Below are 20,392 nucleotides of genomic sequence, written 5' to 3' on the forward strand. Positions count from 1 at the left end.
GAAATGTCATGACCTGCGCCCTAGAATGTTTGGCCTTCACCCCATAAAGCCTGTCCATGTCCCAAGGTCTCATCCGCATCCGTGGTGCCCGTCAGCACAACCTCAAAAATATCGACTTGGACATCCGCACGGGCGAGTTGACGGTGGTCACCGGGCCCAGCGGCTCTGGCAAGTCGAGCCTGGTGTTTGACACGCTCTACGCCGAAGGCCAGCGCCGCTATGTGGAAACCTTCAGCGCCTATGCCCGCCAGTTTCTCGACCGCATGGACAAACCGGCGGTGGACAAAGTCGAAGGCGTGCCGCCAGCCATTGCGATTGACCAGACCAACCCGGTGCGCAGCTCGCGCTCCACCGTGGGCACCATGACCGAGCTGAATGACCACCTCAAGCTCTTGTTCGCTCGTCTTGGGCAGCTGTTCGACAAAGACACCGCACAGCCTGTGCGCCACGACAACCCCGACACCATTTACGCCGAACTGGCACAGCGTGCCGCGCAAGCGGGCGATCCGCGCCTGTACCTGACCTTCCCTGTGGAGTTGCCCGCCAACACCAGCGCCGAGCAAGTCGAGCAGTGGCTCTCTGCCAGCGGTTTCACCAAGGTGCAGGCCGAACGCGAAGTGGCCACCCCCACCGGCCCGCGCAAAGTGTTGGACGTGATCGCCGACCGTTTCCGTTTGGGCAAGGCCGAAAAAGCCCGCGTAGTCGAAGCCATCGAAGTGGCCCTCAAACGCGGCGGCCGTCTGAATGTGTATGTGGAGAAATTGGGGTCAGATCCCCATTTTTCTTCTGCCAGTGCGGGTGTGACTGCTTCATCTATGGATCGCTTCGTGCCTCGCGATGACGAGGGTCCTGTCATGGCGAGCGAAGCGCGGCCATCCACCTCTGAGCCGGCCAGCAGTTTCGACATCTGGCGCTTTTCCACCGGCCTGCATTGCCCCGACAGCGACCAGCGCTACACCGACCCGATCCCGTCGATGTTCTCGTTCAACTCGGCCGTGGGCGCGTGCGAGACCTGCCGGGGCTTTGGTCGGGTGATCGGTGTCGACTATGGCTTGGTCATTCCCAACCCCAAGCTCACGCTGCGGGCCGGGGCCATCAAGACGCTGCAAACGCCCGCCTGGCAAGAAAACCAGGACGACCTGATGCGCCACGCCGAGGCCGCAGGCATTCCGCGTGACACCGCTTGGGACAAGCTGACGAAAGCCCAGCAAGATTGGGTGATCCACGGTTCGCCCGAATGGAAGGGCCGCTGGAACCACCAGTGGTATGGCGTGAAGCGCTTTTTTGAGTACCTGGAGAGCAAGGCCTACAAGATGCACATCCGGGTGCTCTTGTCCAAGTACCGCAGTTACACCGAGTGCCCGACGTGCCAAGGGGCGCGTTTGAAGAGCGAGAGCCTGCTCTGGCGCATTGGCAGCCACTCGGATGCCGATGGGGTTTTGCCGGTGGAAAAACGCTTCATGCCCGCGGGTGTGAAGTGGTCGCGTGCGCAACTCGAGGCGCTGCCGGGTTTGAGTTTGCACGACATGATGATCATGCCGCTGGACCGGTTGCGCTTGTTCTTTGACCGGGTGTCGGCGTCGGGTCATTTGGCGCAGACTGCTGTGGGTATGGCAGGGGAGGCTCCGGCCGGGGATGGGCTGGGCTCCTCATACGGCGGGGGTACGCCAAAATCGTCGCCCAGCCCATCCCCGGCCGAAGCCGTGGGTGCAGAGACGCAGAAACAGCCATCGACATCGATAGAGAAGGCACTGGACGCTCGATCGACCACAAGGTCTGCGTCAGAGCGGGGGGCGGGCGACGATTTTGGCGTACCCCCGCCTCATGAGGAGCCCGCCCCCCGCTCTGATGCAGACCGAACCTCCGAAGAAACCACCGAAGCAATCCAGGCCAAAAACCAAGGCCCCAGCGCCGAACAAAAAGCGCTGCAACTGCTGCTGGAAGAAATCACCACCCGCCTGAAATACCTGTGCGACGTGGGCATCGGTTACCTCACCCTCGACCGCCAAAGCCGCACCCTCAGCGGCGGCGAAGTGCAGCGCATCAACCTGACCACCGCCTTGGGCACCAGCTTGGTCAACACCTTGTTTGTGCTGGACGAGCCCAGCATCGGTCTGCACCCCCGCGACATGCACCGCATCACCTTGGCCATGCACCGCCTGCGCGATGCGGGCAACACCTTGGTGGTGGTGGAGCACGACCCCGCCGTGATGATGGCGGCCGACCGCATGATCGACATGGGGCCTGGTCCCGGCGAGCGCGGTGGGCAAATTGTGTTTGACGGCACCACAGCCGACCTGCGCAACGCCGACACCCTCACCGGCGCCTATCTGGGTGGACGCAAGCAGGTGGGATTGGGCTTCAAGCGCATGGTGACCGACAGCACGCCGCGTTTGATTTTGGAAGGCGCTCGCGAACACAACCTGCAAAACATCAGCGTGGACTTTCCGCTGCAACGCTTGGTCACCATCACCGGCGTCAGCGGATCGGGCAAATCGAGCTTGATCCAGGACGTGCTGGCCCCGGCGCTGATGCGCCACTTTGGCAAAGCCACTGAAACCCCCGGCGCACACGACCGCCTGCTGGGGGCTGACCACCTGAGCGATGTGGTGTTTGTGGACCAATCGCCCATTGGCAAAACGGCGCGTTCCAACCCGGTGAGTTATGTGGGGGCATGGGACGCGATCCGCGAAATTTTTGCGACCGCGCCGCTGTCGCGCCAGCGCGGCTACACCGCCAGCAAGTTCAGTTTCAACGGTGGCGATGGCCGCTGCCCCACCTGCGGTGGCTCGGGCTTTGAGCACGTGGAAATGCAGTTTTTGAGCGATGTGTATTTGCGCTGCCCAGACTGCAATGGCCAGCGTTACCGTCCCGAAATTCTGGAGATCACCGTCGAGCGCCAAGCCTTGGGCCAGTCCCAGCCGCGCCACCTGAACGTGGCCGATGTGCTGGACTTGACGGTGAGTGAGGCCGCCGCCTTGTTCGCGCAAGACCGTGATGTGATCCGCGCCCTGCAACCCATTGTGGATGTGGGCCTCGAGTATGTGAAGCTGGGCCAGCCTGTGCCGACTTTGTCGGGCGGAGAAGCGCAGCGCTTGAAACTCGCCGGCTTTTTGGCCGAGGCCGCCAAAAGCGCATCCAAGAGTCGCCAGAGTCTGGCGCGCAAAGGCACGCTGTTCTTGTTTGACGAGCCGACCACCGGCCTGCACTTTGACGACATCGCCAAGCTCATGAGGGCTTTGCGCAAGTTGCTCGAAGCGGGGCACTCGCTCATCGTCATCGAGCACAACCTGGACGTGATCCGCGCCAGCGATTGGCTGATCGACTTGGGGCCAGAGGGCGGATATGCCGGGGGCCTGATCGTGGCCGAGGGCACGCCGGACGATGTGCGTCAGCACGCGACATCCCACACGGGGCTGGCGTTGCGCGAGTACGCCGAATCCATGGGGGAAATGCATGGCGCTGCTGAGCGTTCGACTGTTTATGGGGGCGAGGCTGCGGTGTCGGCGGGTTCCTCATACGGCGGGGGTACGCCAAAATCGTCACCCCCCGACACCGCAGCCTCGCTGGCGAGTGTTCGTGGCGGCGCTGCTGCAAGTTCAATTGCTCCTGCCGCTCGTCGTAAAACTGTGTTGAACAACAACATCCAAATCGTCAACGCCAAAGAGCACAACCTCAAGAATCTGAGCGTCAACATCCCGCGCGGCAAGTTCAACGTGGTCACCGGTGTCAGCGGTTCAGGCAAGTCCACGCTGGCGTTTGACATCCTGTTCAACGAAGGCCAGCGCCGTTATCTGGAAAGCCTGAACGCTTACGCCCGCTCCATCGTGCAGCCCGCAGGCCGCCCGGAGGTCGATGCGGTGTACGGCATCCCGCCCACTGTGGCGATCGAGCAGCGCCTGTCACGCGGCGGCCGCAAATCGACCGTGGGCACCACCACCGAGGTCTGGCATTTCTTGCGCCTGCTGTATGTGAAGCTGGGTATTCAGCATTGCGTGTATGACAACACGCCGGTGCAACCGCAAACGCCCGACAGCATCGTGGCGCAGCTGATGACGCAGTTCAAGGGCCAGCACATCGGCCTGTTGGCACCGCTGGTGGTCAACCGAAAGGGCGTGTACACCGAATTGGCTGATTGGGCCAGGCCTCGTGGCTACACCCATCTGCGGGTCGATGGCGACTTTTTGCCGACCCAAGCGTTCCCCCGCATCGACCGCTTCAAAGAGCACAACATCGAGCTGCCGGTGGCGAGTCTTGATGTGTCGCCCGCCCAAGAAAGCATCCTGCGCCAAGCCCTGACCAAAACCCTGGAGCATGGCAAAGGGGTGGTGCATGTGTTGAGCGATCTGGACGGTTTGCGCGAAGCCATGTTCAGCGGCGAATCCACCGCCCGCATTGGCCAGCACCGCGTGTTCTCGACCTTGCGGGCTTGCCCGGCCTGCGACACGTCATACGCGGAGCTGGACCCCCGTTTGTTCTCCTACAACAGCAAACACGGCTGGTGCCCGGACTGCGTGGGCACAGGGGTCCAACTGAGCAAGGACGAACGCAAAGTGTTCGATGACTCGGTGCGTGACGACAAGGACAAAGGCCGCGAGCAAACCTTTGCCGAACCCGAGATCGAAGACCTGGCCAACGTGGCCTGCCCCAGTTGCGAAGGCACCCGCCTGAATGCCACTGCGCGTGCCGTGCGCTTGGGCGCAGCGCCGGGCCAAGGCTGGCGCATCACCGACATCGCCAGTTTGTCGGTCAGCGATGTCCGCCAGTGGGTGGAAAAACTGCAACTCACCGGGCGCGATGCCGACATCGCTCGCGATCTGGTGCCCGAGATCCAAAGCCGCCTCGAATTTTTGGAAGAAGTGGGCCTGGGCTACCTCACACTCGACCGGGGTGCGCCCACGCTGTCGGGTGGGGAGGCCCAGCGCATCCGCTTGGCGGCGCAATTGGGCAGCAATCTGCAAGGCGTGTGCTACGTGCTGGACGAACCCACCATTGGTTTGCACGCCCGCGACAACCAGATCTTGCTCAAAGCCCTGCACAAGCTGGGCGACAAGGGCAACACCTTGGTGGTGGTGGAACACGACGAAGACACGATTCGCCGTGCCGACCACATCATCGACATTGGTCCGAGTGCGGGCAAACGCGGTGGGCGTTTGGTGGCGCAGGGCTCGGTGGCCGACATCACCGCTGCCGCCGACTCGCAGACCGGTCGCTACTTGTTGCACGCGATGAAGCACCCGATGCAATTGCGTCGGGTGGTGGATGCCTCTGCATGGGGCGCTGGCGCGGGCGCCTCATGTGGCGGGGGTAAGCCAAAATCGGTGCCCACGCCACCGCCCCACGCAGAGGCTGGGGCGGCGCCGATGCAATGGCTCACGCTCACTGGCGCCAACTTGCACAACCTGCGCCAAGTCGATGTGCAAGTGCCGCTCAAGCGTCTGGTGGCCGTGACCGGTGTCAGTGGCTCCGGCAAATCCACCCTGGCCCGAGACGTGTTGCTGACCAACGTGCAGGCGCTGGTCAGTCAGCGCGCCACTTTTGCCGGGCGTACCGCCCAAGACGCCGGTCAGCGCGTGGCTTTGAGCGCATGCAGCGATGTGCAAGGCTTTGAGGGCATTGACCGCGTGCTCGAAGTCGACCAAACGCCCATTGGCAAAACACCGCGTTCCTGCCCCGCCACCTACATCGGCTTTTGGGACACGATCCGCAAACTGTTTGCCGAAACACTCGAAGCCAAAGCGCGAGGCTATGCGGCCGGGCGCTTCAGCTTCAACACCGGCGAAGGCCGTTGCCCCGGCTGCGAAGGCCAGGGCATGCGCACCATCGAGATGAGTTTCTTGCCCGATGTGAAAGTGCCGTGCGAAACCTGCCGGGGTGCCCGCTTCAATCCTGAAACGCTGGCCGTCACCTGGCGTGGCAAGAGCATTGGCGATGTGCTGCAGATGGAGGTGGACGAAGCGGTGGACTTTTTCGCCAGCATGCCCAGCATCGCGCACCCGCTCCAGCTGCTCAAGGACGTGGGGCTGGGTTACCTGACTTTGGGCCAGCCTTCACCCACGCTCAGTGGTGGCGAGGCGCAGCGCATCAAGCTGGTGACCGAGTTGACCAAGGTGCGCGACGAAGTGGGCAAGCGCGGCAACAAAGCCCCGCACACCCTGTATGTGCTGGACGAGCCCACCGTGGGCCTGCACATGGCCGACGTGGACAAACTGATCAGCGTGTTGCACCGCTTGGTCAACGCCGGTCACAGCGTGATCGTGATCGAACACGACCTCGATGTGATCGCCGAGGCCGACTGGGTGATTGACCTGGGGCCGGAAGGCGGCAATGCCGGCGGCCGCATTGTGGCGGCCATGACACCCGAGGCGCTGGTGCTGTTGGGCACGCACACGGGCGTGGCCTTGGGGCCGGTGCTGGCGCGGGTGTGATCAGCCGGTCACACCAAGCCGCCACAGCGAGGTGACTTCGGCCGACCGTGCGGCATGCAGTGGGTCGCTGGCATCTTGGGCTTTGGCGTGCACAGGCTTCACATCCATGCGCCCCAATACCGTCAGGCCGGCTTGTGCGATCCAGCCCAGCAGGGCATCGCGGCTGCGCAGGCCCAGGTGCTCTGCCAGGTCGGACAAGATCAGCCAGCCTTCACCACCGTCGCTCAGGTGTTGGGGCAGGCCCTTCAAAAAGCCTTGCAGCATTTGGCTGCCCTCGTCATACACCGCTTGCTCCAAAAGTGATGTGGGACGTGCCGGCAGCCAAGGGGGGTTGCACACCACCACCGACGCTTGACCGGCTGGAAAGAGGTCGGTCTGCAGCAGTTGCACCTGGTTTTGCAGACCCAGGCGTTGCAGGTTGTCCAAAGCGCAAGCCAAAGCGCGTTCAGACTGGTCGGTGCCAACCACTTGTTGTGCTCCCCGCCGCGCCAGCACCGCCGACAAGACGCCCGTGCCCACGCCGATGTCGAAGGCCACCGGGTGCGCAGAAAAAGCATCGGGCAGCGGGGCCTTGGCCACCAACTCGACATATTCGCCGCGCACCGGTGAGAACACGCCGTAGTGCGGGTAAATGCACAAGGCTTCGCCCATGGCAGGCACTTCAACGCCCTTCTTGCGCCATTCAAACGCGCCGATCACGCCCTGCAAACTTCGCAGTGAGATCACCGAGGCTTGCCCATCGGCCGGTCCAAAGGCCTGCATGCAGGCGGCTTTCGCATCGGGCGCGCGACGCAAGGCAATGCCGTAATCGCCATCAAGTTCAATCAAGACCTGGCTCAAAATTCGCGTGCGCTGGGCTTGCGCCTGGCGGTGGGTGTGAAAGGCCGCACCGGGGATCACTGGCGCATCCGGGTCTTGCTTTTTGGCGCGAACCTTTTTGGGCTTGTCGATGCGCCGTGTCAATGCTTGCAGCATTTGCCGCGCGTTTTGAAAGTCGCTGCGCCACAGCAAGCCGGTGCCGGCGCAGGCCAGGCGGTAGGCGGTGTCGGCGGTCATGGTGTCATCGGCCAGCACCACGGTTTTGGGCAGCACTTGGTCGGAGCGCCACAGGGCCGAGCGTGGGGTGTCTTTTTCAGACCAAGTCAAAAGGATGGGGGCATTCATGCGCAGGTCCAGTCGGTGTGTGTAGGTATCGCGCAGATGGCCACGAAGGGGTTTCAACAGAGTTTCAGCGCAGACGCGTCAGCAGTTGGCTGGCCAATTCGGCAAAGCCTGCACCGCGTTCGCTGGGCGTGATGAAGCGCGGCGGGTGTGTGAGTTGTGCTTCAAAGCGCCGGATGTTGGCCACGCCCACACTGTGGGCAAAGTGTTCAAACATCACTTGGTCATTGGTCGAGTCTCCCACATAAACCCAGCGCTCGATTTCGGCATCGAGATCACGGCCCCACAACTCGCGCACGATCCAGCGCGCCCCAGAGAGTTTGCTGTGCGTGCCGAACCAGCCGTTGATATGGATGCTGCTCACCGTGGCGGTCATGCCAGCGCCTTGCATCCGGCGCACCACCTCTTCGATGGCGTCTTGTGGCAGTTGCGTGAATTCGCTGTGGTCGATGGCGATGTCGGTTTCACGCCCGCCGCTGTCTTGGGAGCGCACAGCGCCCTGCACATTTTTTTCGATGTGCGCGAGCACCGCTTGCATGCGGGTGAAGTTGGCTTGGCGTGTCGGCGCATCTTGCTGGTACAGCTTGCGCAGGCCCCGTGTGGCCGAATGTTGCAGCCCCACGGCCCCGTTTTCGGCCACGATGGCATCCACCGGCCAGCTTGACGCAAAGGCTTCGCTCCAACCCACCGGTCGTCCGGTGATTGGCACCACATGCAGACCCGCCGCTTTCAGATTGGCGAGGGCTTGCAAGGCGTCTGGGGTGATCGCCCCTTCGGTGGTCAGCGTGTCGTCGATGTCGGTGAAGACGCCGAGGATGTCTTGCGGAACCTGCCAACTGGAAAGGGGGCGCATGGTTGTAAATCTTGTCGATTCAATGGGGATCTGACCCCAATGCAGCGATCAGCCCGCGCTGCCCAGGGCCAGACCTGCGTGCTCGCGCAGCGGGTGGAAGTGGATTTTGGGGAAGCGCTCTTGCGCCAGGCGCACGTCGTAGGGGCTGGTGCACAGGTACGCCAGCGTGCCTGCCGCATCGAGCGACATGCGCTGCGGGTAGGCGTTGGTGAACTCGCGCAACTCGGCCGGGGTGTCGGCGGTGATCCAGCGCGCACCGGTGTACTGGCAGCCCTCCAGGCGCACATCGCAGTCGTATTCGGCTTTCAGGCGGTGTTGCACCACTTCAAACTGCAGCTGGCCCACCGCACCCAGCAGCATGGGGCCGCCGATTTCGGGTTTGAAGACCTGGATTGCGCCTTCTTCACCCAGCTGGTCCAGGCCTTGCTGCAGTTGTTTGGTGCGCAGGGGGTTTTTCAAAATCACCGTCATGAACAGTTCGGGTGCAAAGAAGGGCAGGCCGGTGAACAGCAGGTTGGCACCGTCGGTGATGGTGTCGCCCAACTGCACACCGCCGTGGGTGGTGAAGCCAATGATGTCGCCGGCATAGGCTTCGTCGACCGCTTCGCGTCTTTGCGAGAGAAAGGTCACCACGCTGGTGGGGCGCAGCTCTTTGGCGGTCCGTTGCACTTTGAGCTTCATGCCGGGCGTGTATTTGCCGGACGCCATGCGCACAAAGGCGATGCGGTCGCGGTGGTTGGCGTCCATGTTGGCTTGGACTTTGAACACCACGCCCGAAAACGCGCTGTCCTCGGGCTGGATTTCTTTGACCACGGGCTGCTTGTTCACCAACACCGAACTGGTGCGGGGGCGTGGCGGTGGGGCCAAATCGACCAAGGCGTCCAGCACTTCCATCACGCCGAAGTTGTTCACGCCAGAACCGAAAAACACGGGCGTTTGCTTGCCCGCCAAAAAAGCGGCTTCATCGAACGCGGGCGATGCGCCGGTGGCCAGTTCCATGCTGTCCATGGCGGTTTGCCACTCCAGGCCAAAGCGCTCGGCCAGTTGGGCTTGCTCGGTGAGAGGGATGGTTTCGAAGTCTTGCGGCAGGCGTTCGCTGCCGGAGTCGAACACCGTCATGGCCTGCGTGCGCAGGTTGACGATGCCGCCAAACGATTTGCCCTGACCGATGGGCCAGGTCATGGGCACGCAGGGCATGCCCAGTTCTCGCTCGACTTCGTCCAGGATGTCGAGGGGGTCGCGCACTTCGCGGTCCATCTTGTTGACAAAGGTGATGATGGGCGTGTCGCGTTGTCGGCAAACCTCGATCAAGCGGCGAGTTTGCGCTTCCACACCGTTGGCCGCGTCGATCACCATGAGCGCCGAGTCCACCGCCGTGAGCACGCGGTAGGTGTCCTCCGAAAAGTCTTTGTGGCCAGGGGTGTCGAGCAGGTTGATGACGTGATCACGGTACAGCATCTGCATGACCGATGAGGCCACCGAGATGCCGCGCTGCTTTTCGATCTCCATCCAGTCCGAGGTGGCGTGGCGCGAGGCCTTGCGGGCCTTGACCGAACCGGCGATCTGGATCGCACCCGAGAACAGCAAGAGCTTTTCGGTCAGCGTGGTTTTACCCGCGTCGGGGTGGGAAATGATGGCAAACGTCCGGCGGCGCCGGGTTTCGTGGGCGTAGGTCACAAGGGGTCCTGAAATCGTGCGCTCGGCCAGTCGCCTGCGCGGTGGCCAGGCCCGGTCGGGCTGGCGAAAGCGTGATTTTACCGGGCCAGCAGCGCGCAAACGCTCTGCGGTCCGCCTCGCCGCCGGGGATTCAGGCCAAGGTCTGGCCGCTCAGCGGGAGGCCACAGGGCATTTGAAGTCGTCGTCCCAGGGAATGGGGCGCGCCTCATCGGCTTCGCAGCCGGGTGTGTCGGCGGTGCATTGGGGGCGCAGGTCCTTGAATTCGAGTCGCAGTTCGACGCGGCGGCTTTTTTCCGGTTGGTTCAGGATGGCCGAGTTGAAGGAGGAGCCGCCCACGAAGAACATTTCCCGGACCGTTTTGCGATCTGCCAGGCTGGGGGCATCGGGGGCCTTGGCGTCGAGCAACACGCACAGCACGCGCTGGGACCGCTCCAGGCTGAGGTTGAGGTTGTACAAATAAGAGCCTTCGGGGCTGGCATAGCCTTCGAGCACAAAGCGCTTGAGCCACTCCTTGCAGCCAGGGGTGTGCGCCACACGGAGCATTTGGGGGACGAAGCTGCGCAGAAAAGCCATGCGTTGGGGTTCCAGCTCGTTGCTGTCTTTTTTGAACTCCGCCAAAGTGCCCAGTTCGAGGGTTTGCCCTCGCAGCTTGACCCCTGCAAATTCAGCTTGCTGCGTGAGTTGCTGGACTTCGCTCAGGCAGCTGGAGATGGCTTGCTCGCGCGTGGTGCGGTGCTCGTCCATTTGGCGCAAGCCTTGCGTGACGTTCAAGAGCGCGACCGCCATGGCCACCAAAAACAGCACCATGAGGGCGGTCATCAGATCTGAAAAAGAAATCCAGAAGGGTTTTTCTGCCTCGTCGGTGCGCTTGCGGGCAGGGGCTTTTCTGGGGCCGATCATGGGGCGGGGCGTGTGGGCGGCGGCGTTGGGGAAAGGCGCAGTTGGCTGAGGATTTTGTAAGACAACGCCGCTTGCATTTCTGCCGCCAACGTGAGGCGCTCCATGTGTTGCGCACCGCCTTGGGGGTTGAACAGGGTGTCCAGGCCCTGCTGGAGTTGTTCGACCTGCCTGTAACGTCCCGTCAGCAGGGATTTTTCGATCCAGGTGAACACCATGGCCAGAGTGATGGCCAGGGCCGACACCAAGAAGGCATGGCCGACGGTTTGCACCAGTTGGCTCAGCTCGGCTTGCACCCGCTCCGGGTTGGACACATCAAAGTTGACGAGCCCGGCAATCAGGCCCGAGAAGGTGCCGATGATGCCCACACCGGTCAGGATGCCTGGGATGTGCTTGTAGAAATTCGATTGCAGCGGGGAGTCCACCAGGGCTTGTTCGGTGAAGTAGTTTTCGGCATGGCTTTGGGCTTGCCATTGGCCGCTGGTGTTGTGTGCCGAGGTTTCCAGTTGCTGCAGCGCTTCCAGAGCCTGGTTGTATTCGGCCCAGAGTTTGCCCAGGTTCGGGTCGTTTTGCGTCAGCTGTTCGAGATGGGACAGGTCAAGCCGCTGACCGTTGGCCGCCATGTCCATGTGGGCGAAGAATGACCGTGACAAATGGCTCACCCGCTGCCGGGCTGCCCCAAGGGGTCCGGCATCGGGCGCTTGCCATTGCACTTGCAGCGTGCAGGCATATTGCTGCCAGGCATGCTGCAAGGCGGGTGATGTCATCACATCGTCTTTCAGTTGGGCCAAATCGATGTGGGTGCCTGGGGCTTGTTGGGACAACTGCGCCAAATGGTCATGGACCTTGGACAGATCGGTTTTGAGCCGCAGCGCGGGTTGGATGAATTGGGTGCCGTAGTTCCAGGCCACCAGGCCAATCACGGCCGCCACGGCCCACAGGTGCCAGTAATTGGGGAGGTAAAGCATCAGGTCTGACATGGGGAGGGGCTGGAAAGCTGCAAACCGAACCAGTCTAGCGGAATCACCCCCTGTCAGGTCGAGCTTTCTCCAAGGTGGTGAGGGGTTGGGGTCAAGCTGCGGTAGAATTATTGCTTCCGAGGAGCGTTGCAGCGCCCCCTGACTTGTTAACAAGTCGGCAGCGGGGCGTGAGGCTCGGAACACTTCAACAGCAACGACGCTCATCCACACGACGTGCGGTGAGCCTGTAATTTCCATTCAGTGCAACGCCAGCGTGTGGTTCATTCACATTGCTTGGAGCTTTTCTCATGAATGCACGTATGCCTTCCACCGTCAACGCCGATTGCGTGATCGCCGACATCGGTCTGGCCGATTGGGGTCGCAAAGAAATCAAAATCGCCGAGACCGAAATGCCCGGCCTCATGGCCATCCGCGAAGAATTCAACAAGGCCCAGCCTTTGAAGGGTGCGCGCATCACCGGTTCGCTCCACATGACCATCCAGACGGCCGTGTTGATCGAGACCCTGCAAGCCTTGGGTGCCGATGTGCGTTGGGCCTCTTGCAACATTTTTTCGACCCAAGACCACGCCGCTGCCGCGATTGCCGCCAAGGGCACGCCCGTGTTCGCCATCAAGGGCGAAACCCTGGCCGATTACTGGGACTACACCCACCGTATTTTTGACTTCGGCCCCGCTGGCACCGAAGGCGAAGGCCCCAACATGATTCTGGACGATGGCGGCGACGCCACCTTGCTCATGCACCTGGGCAAGCGCGCCGAAAAAGACGCGTCCTTGATCGCCAACCCCACCAGCGAAGAAGAGACCTGCCTGTTCAACGCCATCAAGGCCAAGTTGGCCGTGGACCCCACCTGGTACAGCCGCAAGGGCGCGCACATCATCGGCGTGACCGAAGAGACCACCACCGGTGTGTTGCGCTTGAACGAAATGGCCGCCAAGGGCAGCCTGATGTTCCGTGCCATCAACGTGAACGATTCGGTGACCAAGAGCAAGTTTGACAACCTGTACGGTTGCCGCGAATCGTTGGTCGACTCCATCAAGCGCGCCACCGACGTGATGATCGCCGGCAAAGTGGCCGTCGTCGCCGGTTACGGTGACGTGGGCAAGGGCTCGGCCCAAGCCTTGCGCGCCTTGAGCGCCCAAGTTTGGGTGACCGAGATCGACCCGATCAACGCCTTGCAAGCTGCCATGGAAGGCTTCAAAGTGGTGACCATGGAATACGCTGCTGACAAGTGCGACATCTTCGTGTCGGCCACCGGCAACAAGAATGTGATCCGTTACGAGCACATGGCCGCCATGAAAGACGAAGCCATTGTTTGCAACATCGGTCACTTCGACAACGAAATCGACGTCGCTTCTCTGGAAAAGTTGCAGTGGGACGAGATCAAGCCCCAGGTCGATCACGTCATCTTCCCCGATGGCAAGAAGATCACCTTGCTGGCCAAAGGCCGTTTGGTGAACCTGGGCTGCGCCACCGGCCACCCCAGCTTCGTGATGTCGTCGTCGTTTGCCAACCAGACCATCGCCCAGATCGAGCTGTTCACCAAGCAAGACCAGTACGAGTCCGGCAAGGTCTATGTGCTGCCCAAGCACCTCGACGAGAAAGTGGCCCGCCTGCACCTGAAGAAAGTTGGCGCGATGCTGTCCGAATTGAGCGAAGAGCAAGCTGCTTACATCGGCGTGTCCAAGAACGGTCCTTACAAGGCCGACACTTACCGTTATTGATGGACTGCCCTGCCCGCGCAGGCGGGTAGGCATGATGTCGATTGTTGCGAGTGGATTCCCGCCTGCGCGGGAATGACTTCTCGCGGATTGACCACGGTGTGGGCTGGCCCGCATCGCTTACCCCCCTTGTTCCATTGATTGTTTGGCTGACCCCACCCCATGCGCATTGATCAACTCCTCGTCGAACGTGGCTTGGCCGCCTCTCGTTCACAAGCCCAGCGACTGATCGCTGGGGGCGTGAAGTGGCAGCAGCCTGACGGCGTTTGGCGCACCGTCGTCAAAAACCGCGACGAGGTGCCCGAGAGCGCAGCCCTGGAGTTGCTCGACGATGCCGAGTCGCGCTACGTCTCTCGCGGCGGCCTCAAGCTCGAAGGCGCTTTGCAGGCCACGGGCGTTCGGGTCGACGGCTTGCGCTGCCTGGACGTGGGTCAAAGCACGGGGGGATTCACCGACTGTTTGCTGCAGCACGGCGCGGCCGAGGTGGTGGGCATTGATGTGGGTCATGCCCAGGTGCATCCGCGCATCATGGGCGACGAGCGTGTGGTCTGCATCGAAGGCGTGAACGCCCGCGAGCTGGAGCCTGGCGACGAGCGCATTCCTGAGGCATTGGAAGGCTTTGACTTGGTGGTGGGCGATGTGTCGTTCATCTCGCTCACTTTGGTCTTGCCGGGAGTGGTGCATTTGCTCAAGCCCACAGGCCAGTTGCTCATGCTGGTCAAGCCCCAGTTTGAGCTGCAACCGGGGCAAGTGGGCAAGGGCGGCATCGTGAAAGACGACACGCATTTCCCCTTCATCGAAAACCGGGTGCGCACGGCACTGACCGAATTGGGCATGAAGGTCACGGCCTGGCTGGACAGCCCGATTGCGGGGGGGGACGGCAACCATGAATTTTTTGTGCAGGCTTGCTGGCCTGACCCTGAGGCGGTGTTGCCTGCTCGCGAGGCCACGCGCATCGCGCACGAGGCCGATCGGGCTGCCAAGGCCTATGCCAAGGCCAACGACGATTGAATTTTGGAAGGTGTTGTGATGTCTGGTTTGAAGTTGCCCATCAGTCTGGAGTTTTTTCCACCCAAAACGCCCGAGGGCGCGGATAAATTACGCGGGGTGCGCGAAAAGCTGTACGCCCTCAAGCCTGAGTTTTGTTCGGTCACTTACGGCGCGGGCGGCTCGACGCAAGAGGGCACATTTTCCACCGTGAGCGCCATCCTGAGCGAAGGCGTAGCGGCCGCTTCTCACTTCTCGTGCATCGGTGCGACCAAGTCTTCGGTGCGCGAAGAGCTGGCCACGCTCAAGGCCATGGGCGTCAAGCGCCTGGTTGCTCTGCGCGGTGACTTGCCCAGTGGCTACGGCGCTGGCGGCGAGTTCCATTACGCCAGCGATTTGGTGGCGTTCATCCGTGCCGAAACCGGTGACGATTTCCACATCGAGGTGGCGGCCTACCCCGAAATCCACCCGCAAGCCAAGTCCCCCGATGCCGACTTGCAGGCCTTTGCCACCAAAGTGAAAGCCGGTGCCAACTCGGCCATCACGCAATACTTCTACAACAGCGATGCGTATTTCCGCTTTGTGGACGATGCCTACAAGCTGGGCGTGGATGTGCCCATCGTGCCGGGCATCATGCCGATCACCAGTTCGTCTCAGTTGCTGCGTTTTTCAGACGCTTGCGGTGCCGAAATTCCGCGCTGGATCAGGCTGCGTCTTCAGGGCTATGGCGATGATGTGGAGTCGATCAAGGCCTTTGGTTTGGATGTGGTCAGTGATTTGTGCCAGCAACTCGTCAATGGCGGCGTGCCAGCCCTCCATTTCTACACGATGAACCAGAGTGCTGCCACGGCAGAAATCTGCCGTCGGTTCTGAAACACACAGAACTCTGGGACCTTTGCGCTGGCATTGATTCAACACAATTTCAGCTGAAATCCGGTGTTGGCTTGCCGCTGTATTTGACCTTGCTCAAACCATGGCGGGTGGTTTGAATTTCCAATGAAGTCGAGCAAAAAGCTCTTCGTTCATAAGGAAACTCAACATGAAAAAACTCACCATCGCTGCAGCCGTGTTGGTTGCTTGCTCCGCGACTGCCGCCATAGCCCAAGCTTCAGGTGAAGGCCCTTGGGTGGTGCGCGCTCGCGCTGTGCACCTGGACATGGCCAACAAAGATGGCACGGGTCTGGGTCTGTCGGTCAACAACAAGACCATCCCGGAAGTGGACGTCAGTTACTTTTTCACCCCGAACATGGCGGCCGAATTGATGCTGACCGTGCCCCAAAAACAAACGGTCTCGATGGGCGGAACATCGATTGGTACCTTCAAGCATTTGCCACCCAGTTTGCTGCTGCAGTACCACTTTACTGGATTGAATGGTTACAAGCCCTATGTCGGAGCGGGCGTGAACTACACCCGCATCACCCGGGTCAATTTGCTCGGCGGAGGGGCTGACCTAGAAGACGACAGCTGGGGTGGTGCGCTGCAGGTTGGCATGGATTTACCTTTGGATAAAAACTGGTCCTTGAACTTCGATGTCAAAAAGCTTTATATCCGCTCCAATGTCTTTGTCGGCGGCGTCAATCAGGGCACTTTGAAGCTGGACCCTGTCTTGGTGGGGGTGGGTTTGGGTTACCGCTACTGACGGGGTTGAGTCAAGTCAAACGCCCTGCAGTGCAGGGCGTTTTCAAGGCGGGCCTCACGCTGAGTTTCAGCGTTCATCGAAACTGATCACCACGCGCTCGCTGGTTGGGCGGGCTTGGCAAGACAGGACGAAACCTTGTTCCACTTCGGGTTTTTCGAGGGTGAAGTTTTTCTCCATCTCGGTCGTGCCTTCCATCACCTTGCAGCGGCAGGTGCAGCAAACTCCGGCTTTGCAAGAGTAGGGCAGGTCCAGACCCAGTGACAAGGCGATGTCGAGGATCTTTTCGTTGCGGTTCATCGGCATGTTGTACGGCTTGCCGTCCAGCACCACGGTGAGTTGCACTTCGCCTTGCGCACGTGTGGCGGGGTGACCCAGCACGGCTTTGGCGCGGGCGTCGGGGGGCAGCGCATCGAGTGTGGGCGAGCTGAAGCGTTCTGTGCGGATGCGTTCGGCTTTCACGCCGGCGGTCAGCAGCGCTTGCTCCGTGGCTTCGATCATGGCCTCGGGGCCGCACACGAACACCTCGTCCATGCTGCCCACGGGCAGGAAGGCGTCGATGATGGCCTGCACTTTCGCGCCGTCAATGCGACCTTCGAGCAAGGGCACTTCCTGCGCTTGGCGCGAGAGGATATGGATCAGCGTGAGCCGGTCCGGGTAGCGGTCTTTCAGGTCTTGCAGCGCTTCGTTGAACATCACGCTGTCCATGCGGCGGTTGCCGTAGACCAGGGTGAATTTGCTCTCGGGCTGGTCTTCCAGGGTGCTGGCCAAAATGGACAGGATGGGCGTGATGCCCGAGCCTGCGGCAAAGCCCACGCGGTGGATGGCGCGGGGGCGCTGCACCACAAAGCGGCCATCGGGCGGCATCACGCGCAGTGTGTCGCCCGCCTTGAGTTGGGTGGCGGCCCAGTTGGAGAACACCCCACCTTCCACGGGTCGGATGCCCACCTCGAGAACGCCTTGCTTTTGCAGTTGGCTGTGTGCCGAGCTGATGGAGTAGCTGCGGCGCACGTCGGTGCCATCGATGTCGGCACGCAAGGTCAGGAACTGGCCAGGCTGGAAGTCGAAGCTGCTGCGCAGATCGGCAGGCACGTTCAGCGTGATCGCCACAGCACCGGCTGCTTCTGGGCTGATGCGTGCGATGGGGAGGTCATGAAATCGGGGGGCTGCGGACATGGCTTGAGGCTCTGGGACTGGGTGGCGCGAGGCGACTCAGTAGGGTTTGAAGTAATCAAAGGGCTCCATGCAGGCCAGGCACCGGTAAAGGGCCTTGCAGGCGGTCGAGCCGAAATGGGAGGTTTCGGTGGTGTTGGCCGAGCCGCATTGCGGGCAGTTCACCACCTCGGGCTTGGCCCCGCGCGCCGCAAACTGCACCACGCTGGCTGCCCCTGTGGTGGGGCTTGCGCAGGCGTGCGGCGGGGCAATGCCGTAAGCGCGCAGCTTGTCTTTGGCCGCTTCGCTCATCCAGTCGGTGGTCCAGGCCGGCGCCAGTTGGGTGACCACACGGCCTTGCAGGCCGTTGGCCAACAACAGGGCTTTCACATCGTCTTCGATCTGGCCCATGGCAGGGCAGCCGCTGTAAGTGGGCGTGATGACCACGTCCAGTCCCGTTTCTCCTGCGCGCACGTCGCGCAAAATGCCCAGCTCGCGCAAGCTGACCACCGGAATTTCCGGGTCGGTCAAGCTGTCGAGCAGATGCCAGGCGCGGGCCACATCGGTGGCGCTGGGCTGCGAAGTGAGGGCGGACATGGCTTGGCGTTACCAGGTGGCTTGCGGGTGGGCGCGGGCCAAGCTTTGCATTTCAGCCAAGACGAAACCCAGGTGTTCGGAGTGGATGCCTTGTTTGCCTGTGGGCACAAAGCCGCCATCGACCGGGCGCTGGAGGGTGGCCTCGCGCAGTGCCTCGTCCACGATCTGGTTCCAGTCGGTTTGCAATGCCGCCATGTCGATCCCCGTGCCGTTGGCCAGCGCGGCGGTTTCATGGGGGCTGCTGGCCCAAAATTCCTGGGTGTAGGGCAGCAACTGGTCCAGCGCCGCTTGCGCTTTGGCGTGGGACTCGTCGGTGCCATCACCCAGACGCACCAACCAGTCGCGCGAATGGCGCAGGTGGTAGCGCACTTCCTTGAGCGACTTGGCGGCAATCGCGGCCAACTGAGCGTCTTGGGAGTTTTGCAGCTGGTCCCAGACCAACACCATCAGGCTGCTGTACAAGAAGTTGCGCGCCATGGTCATGGCGAAATCACGATCGCCTTGGGCGGTGGCCGACATCAAAGGCAGGTGCGGCAATTCGCACAGGGTGTAGTTTTTGAAGTCGGGCACGTCGCGGAAATACGCCAGCGTGTCTTCGGTGGCGTCGCCGCCTTGCAGCTCGGCCGCGTGTTGGTAAAGCATGCGGGCCTGGCCCACCAGGTCCAGGCTGTTGTTGGACAACGCGATGTCTTCTTCGAGGATGGGGCCGTGTCCACACCATTCGGCGTTGCGCTGACCGAGGATCAGCGCGTTGTCGGCCAAGTGCAGCAGGTAATCGATGGGGGCGTTCATGGGGACACTCATGGTTGTGCTCACATGTGTCCCACTTCTTCAGGGATCTCGTAGAAGGTGGGATGGCGGTACACCTTGTCGCTGGCCGGGTCGAAAAATTCAGGCTTGTCGTTGGGCTCGCTGGCCGAGATGCTGGCCGAAGGCACCACCCAGATGCTCACGCCTTCTTGGCGGCGGGTGTAGACGTCCCGGGCCATTTGCAAAGCGTGTTCCGAATCCGAGGCGTGCAAGCTGCCGCAATGCTTGTGCTCCAGACCCTGCTTGGAGCGGACGAAAACCTCCCACAGAGGCCATTCTTTCAGCGCCGGTGTGCTCATGCTGCTTCCTTCATCTGACGTTGCTGTTGTTTCTTGGCGTGGGCCAGGGCCGCTTCGCGCACCCAAGCGCCGTCGTTCCAGGCCTTGACGCGGGCACCCAGGCGCTCCTTGTTGCAGGGGCCGTTGCCGTTCACGGTGGCCCAGAACTCGTCCCAGTCAATCTGGCCGTAGTCGTGCTGACCCCGCGCTTCGTTCCATTTCAGGTCCGGGTCTGGCAGGGTCACGCCCAGCACCTTGGCTTGGGGGACGGTGGCATCCACGAATTTTTGGCGCAGGTCGTCGTTGCTGATGCGCTTGATGCCCCAGCGCATGCCTTGCGCGCTGTTGGGGCTGTCGGCGTCAGGCGGACCGAACATGGCCAAGCATTTCCACCACCAGCGGTTCACCGCGTCTTGCACCATGGCTTTTTGTTCGGCGGTGCCTTGCATCATCACCAGGAGGGCTTCGTAGCCTTGGCGCTGGTGGAAGGATTCCTCCTTGCACACACGCACCATGGCGCGGGCGTAGGGGCCGTATGAGCAGCGGCAAAGGGGCACCTGGTTCATGATGGCTGCGCCATCGACCAGCCAGCCGACCACGCCCACATCGGCCCAGTTGAGCGTGGGGTAGTTGAAGATGGAGCTGTATTTCGCCTTGCCGGTGTGCAGCGCGTCCAGCATTTGGTCGCGGCTGGTGCCCAGCGTTTCGGCGGCGCTGTACAGGTACAGGCCGTGGCCGGCTTCGTCTTGCACTTTGGCGATCAAAATCGTTTTGCGCTTCAGGCTGGGGGCGCGGCTGATCCAGTTGCCTTCAGGCAACATGCCCACGATTTCGCTGTGCGCGTGCTGGCTGATCTGGCGCACCAAGGTTTTGCGGTAGGCCTCGGGCATCCACTCGCGCGGCTCGATGCGGCCATCGGCATCGATGCGGGCGTCAAACGCGGCTTGCAGTGCGGCGTTTTGTGCGCTCAGGGCTTGGGGGACGGCCTTCAGACCGGCCGACTTGGCGTCATCGGATGCGTCCGGGACGCTGAAAGATTGCGTGTACATAGGCTTCTCCTGCGCCAAACAGGATGGAATGATCGCGGCGCGGGTGCCAGTATACCCATTAACCGACCGTGCGGTCGGTTAATCTCAGCCCCCTGCGCTCAGGTCTTTCCCTGATCCCTGTGTTTTTCACAGGAAACGCCGGCTTCAGCACGCCCATGTCCAAGACCAT

15 protein-coding genes and 1 riboswitch are annotated in these 20,392 nt (G+C 61.8%); of the genes, 5 read left to right on the forward strand and 10 right to left on the reverse strand.

What is annotated here, in order from left to right:
* Nucleotides 1-56 precede the first annotated feature (56 nt).
* Nucleotides 57-6,428: an excinuclease ABC subunit UvrA gene (locus LHAB_RS06365; protein WP_090044770.1), complete on the forward strand. Its 6,372-nt coding sequence runs from the start codon at nucleotides 57-59 to the stop codon at nucleotides 6,426-6,428.
* Here LHAB_RS06365 and LHAB_RS06370 read toward each other — a convergent pair whose 3' ends face one another.
* The 5 genes from LHAB_RS06370 to LHAB_RS06390 all read right to left on the reverse strand — a co-directional run bounded on the left by LHAB_RS06370 (nucleotide 6,429) and on the right by LHAB_RS06390 (nucleotide 11,996).
* Nucleotides 6,429-7,592 carry a methyltransferase gene (locus tag LHAB_RS06370; protein WP_090044772.1) on the reverse strand — a complete coding sequence of 388 codons (1,164 nt, stop codon included), beginning with the start codon at nucleotides 7,590-7,592 and terminating at the stop codon, nucleotides 6,429-6,431.
* Between the two features lie 64 nt (nucleotides 7,593-7,656).
* Nucleotides 7,657-8,442, reverse strand: coding sequence for an HAD-IIB family hydrolase (locus LHAB_RS06375; RefSeq protein WP_090044775.1), 786 nt, complete (start codon nucleotides 8,440-8,442; stop codon nucleotides 7,657-7,659).
* A 48-nt stretch (nucleotides 8,443-8,490) separates the two neighbouring features.
* Nucleotides 8,491-10,119, reverse strand: coding sequence for a peptide chain release factor 3 (locus tag LHAB_RS06380; protein WP_090044778.1), 1,629 nt, complete (start codon nucleotides 10,117-10,119; stop codon nucleotides 8,491-8,493).
* 150 nt (nucleotides 10,120-10,269) lie between these two features.
* Nucleotides 10,270-11,019, reverse strand: coding sequence for a flagellar motor protein MotB (locus LHAB_RS06385; RefSeq protein ID WP_090044780.1), 750 nt, complete (start codon nucleotides 11,017-11,019; stop codon nucleotides 10,270-10,272).
* On the reverse strand, nucleotides 11,016-11,996 hold the full coding sequence (locus LHAB_RS06390) for a MotA/TolQ/ExbB proton channel family protein (protein ID WP_090044782.1): 981 nt from the start codon (nucleotides 11,994-11,996) through the stop codon (nucleotides 11,016-11,018). Before LHAB_RS06390 ends, LHAB_RS06385 begins: the two co-directional genes overlap by 4 nt.
* Before the next feature lie 112 nt (nucleotides 11,997-12,108).
* Nucleotides 12,109-12,205, forward strand: a riboswitch (S-adenosyl-L-homocysteine riboswitch).
* Between the two features lie 78 nt (nucleotides 12,206-12,283).
* Here LHAB_RS06390 and ahcY point away from each other — a divergent pair.
* The 4 genes from ahcY (at nucleotide 12,284) to LHAB_RS06410 (ending at nucleotide 16,340) form a co-directional block, all read left to right on the forward strand.
* Nucleotides 12,284-13,717: an adenosylhomocysteinase gene (gene ahcY / locus LHAB_RS06395; RefSeq protein WP_090044784.1), complete on the forward strand. Its 1,434-nt coding sequence runs from the start codon at nucleotides 12,284-12,286 to the stop codon at nucleotides 13,715-13,717.
* 159 nt (nucleotides 13,718-13,876) lie between these two features.
* Entirely contained in the window at nucleotides 13,877-14,725 is an 849-nt protein-coding gene (locus LHAB_RS06400) for a TlyA family RNA methyltransferase (protein WP_090044787.1), read from the forward strand.
* A gap of 18 nt (nucleotides 14,726-14,743) precedes the next feature.
* A complete protein-coding gene (metF, locus tag LHAB_RS06405; protein WP_090044789.1) occupies nucleotides 14,744-15,574 on the forward strand; it encodes a methylenetetrahydrofolate reductase [NAD(P)H] in 831 nt (276 codons plus the stop codon).
* A 166-nt stretch (nucleotides 15,575-15,740) separates the two neighbouring features.
* Nucleotides 15,741-16,340 (forward strand): OmpW/AlkL family protein, encoded by a 600-nt coding sequence (locus LHAB_RS06410; protein ID WP_090044792.1) that lies wholly within the window; start codon nucleotides 15,741-15,743, stop codon nucleotides 16,338-16,340.
* Between the two features lie 66 nt (nucleotides 16,341-16,406).
* Here LHAB_RS06410 and LHAB_RS06415 read toward each other — a convergent pair whose 3' ends face one another.
* Genes LHAB_RS06415 through paaA form a run of 5 tightly spaced genes read right to left on the reverse strand, consistent with a single transcriptional unit; the run spans nucleotide 16,407 to nucleotide 20,223 of the window.
* Nucleotides 16,407-17,513 carry a 2Fe-2S iron-sulfur cluster-binding protein gene (locus tag LHAB_RS06415; protein WP_090044794.1) on the reverse strand — a complete coding sequence of 369 codons (1,107 nt, stop codon included), beginning with the start codon at nucleotides 17,511-17,513 and terminating at the stop codon, nucleotides 16,407-16,409.
* 36 nt (nucleotides 17,514-17,549) lie between these two features.
* Nucleotides 17,550-18,086 (reverse strand): 1,2-phenylacetyl-CoA epoxidase subunit PaaD, encoded by a 537-nt coding sequence (paaD, locus tag LHAB_RS06420; protein WP_090044796.1) that lies wholly within the window; start codon nucleotides 18,084-18,086, stop codon nucleotides 17,550-17,552.
* 9 nt (nucleotides 18,087-18,095) lie between these two features.
* Nucleotides 18,096-18,878 carry a 1,2-phenylacetyl-CoA epoxidase subunit PaaC gene (gene paaC, locus LHAB_RS06425; protein ID WP_090047734.1) on the reverse strand — a complete coding sequence of 261 codons (783 nt, stop codon included), beginning with the start codon at nucleotides 18,876-18,878 and terminating at the stop codon, nucleotides 18,096-18,098.
* Nucleotides 18,879-18,898: 20 nt separating this feature from the next.
* Nucleotides 18,899-19,195 (reverse strand): 1,2-phenylacetyl-CoA epoxidase subunit PaaB, encoded by a 297-nt coding sequence (paaB, locus tag LHAB_RS06430; protein ID WP_090044798.1) that lies wholly within the window; start codon nucleotides 19,193-19,195, stop codon nucleotides 18,899-18,901.
* Nucleotides 19,192-20,223, reverse strand: a complete 1,032-nt coding sequence (paaA, locus tag LHAB_RS06435; RefSeq protein WP_090044801.1) for a 1,2-phenylacetyl-CoA epoxidase subunit PaaA — start codon at nucleotides 20,221-20,223, stop codon at nucleotides 19,192-19,194. The genes paaB and paaA overlap by 4 nt, the downstream gene beginning before the upstream one ends.
* Nucleotides 20,224-20,392 lie beyond the last annotated feature (169 nt).

This window comes from Limnohabitans sp. 2KL-27, assembly GCF_001269345.1.
In the GTDB taxonomy this organism is placed as follows: domain Bacteria; phylum Pseudomonadota; class Gammaproteobacteria; order Burkholderiales; family Burkholderiaceae_C; genus Limnohabitans_A.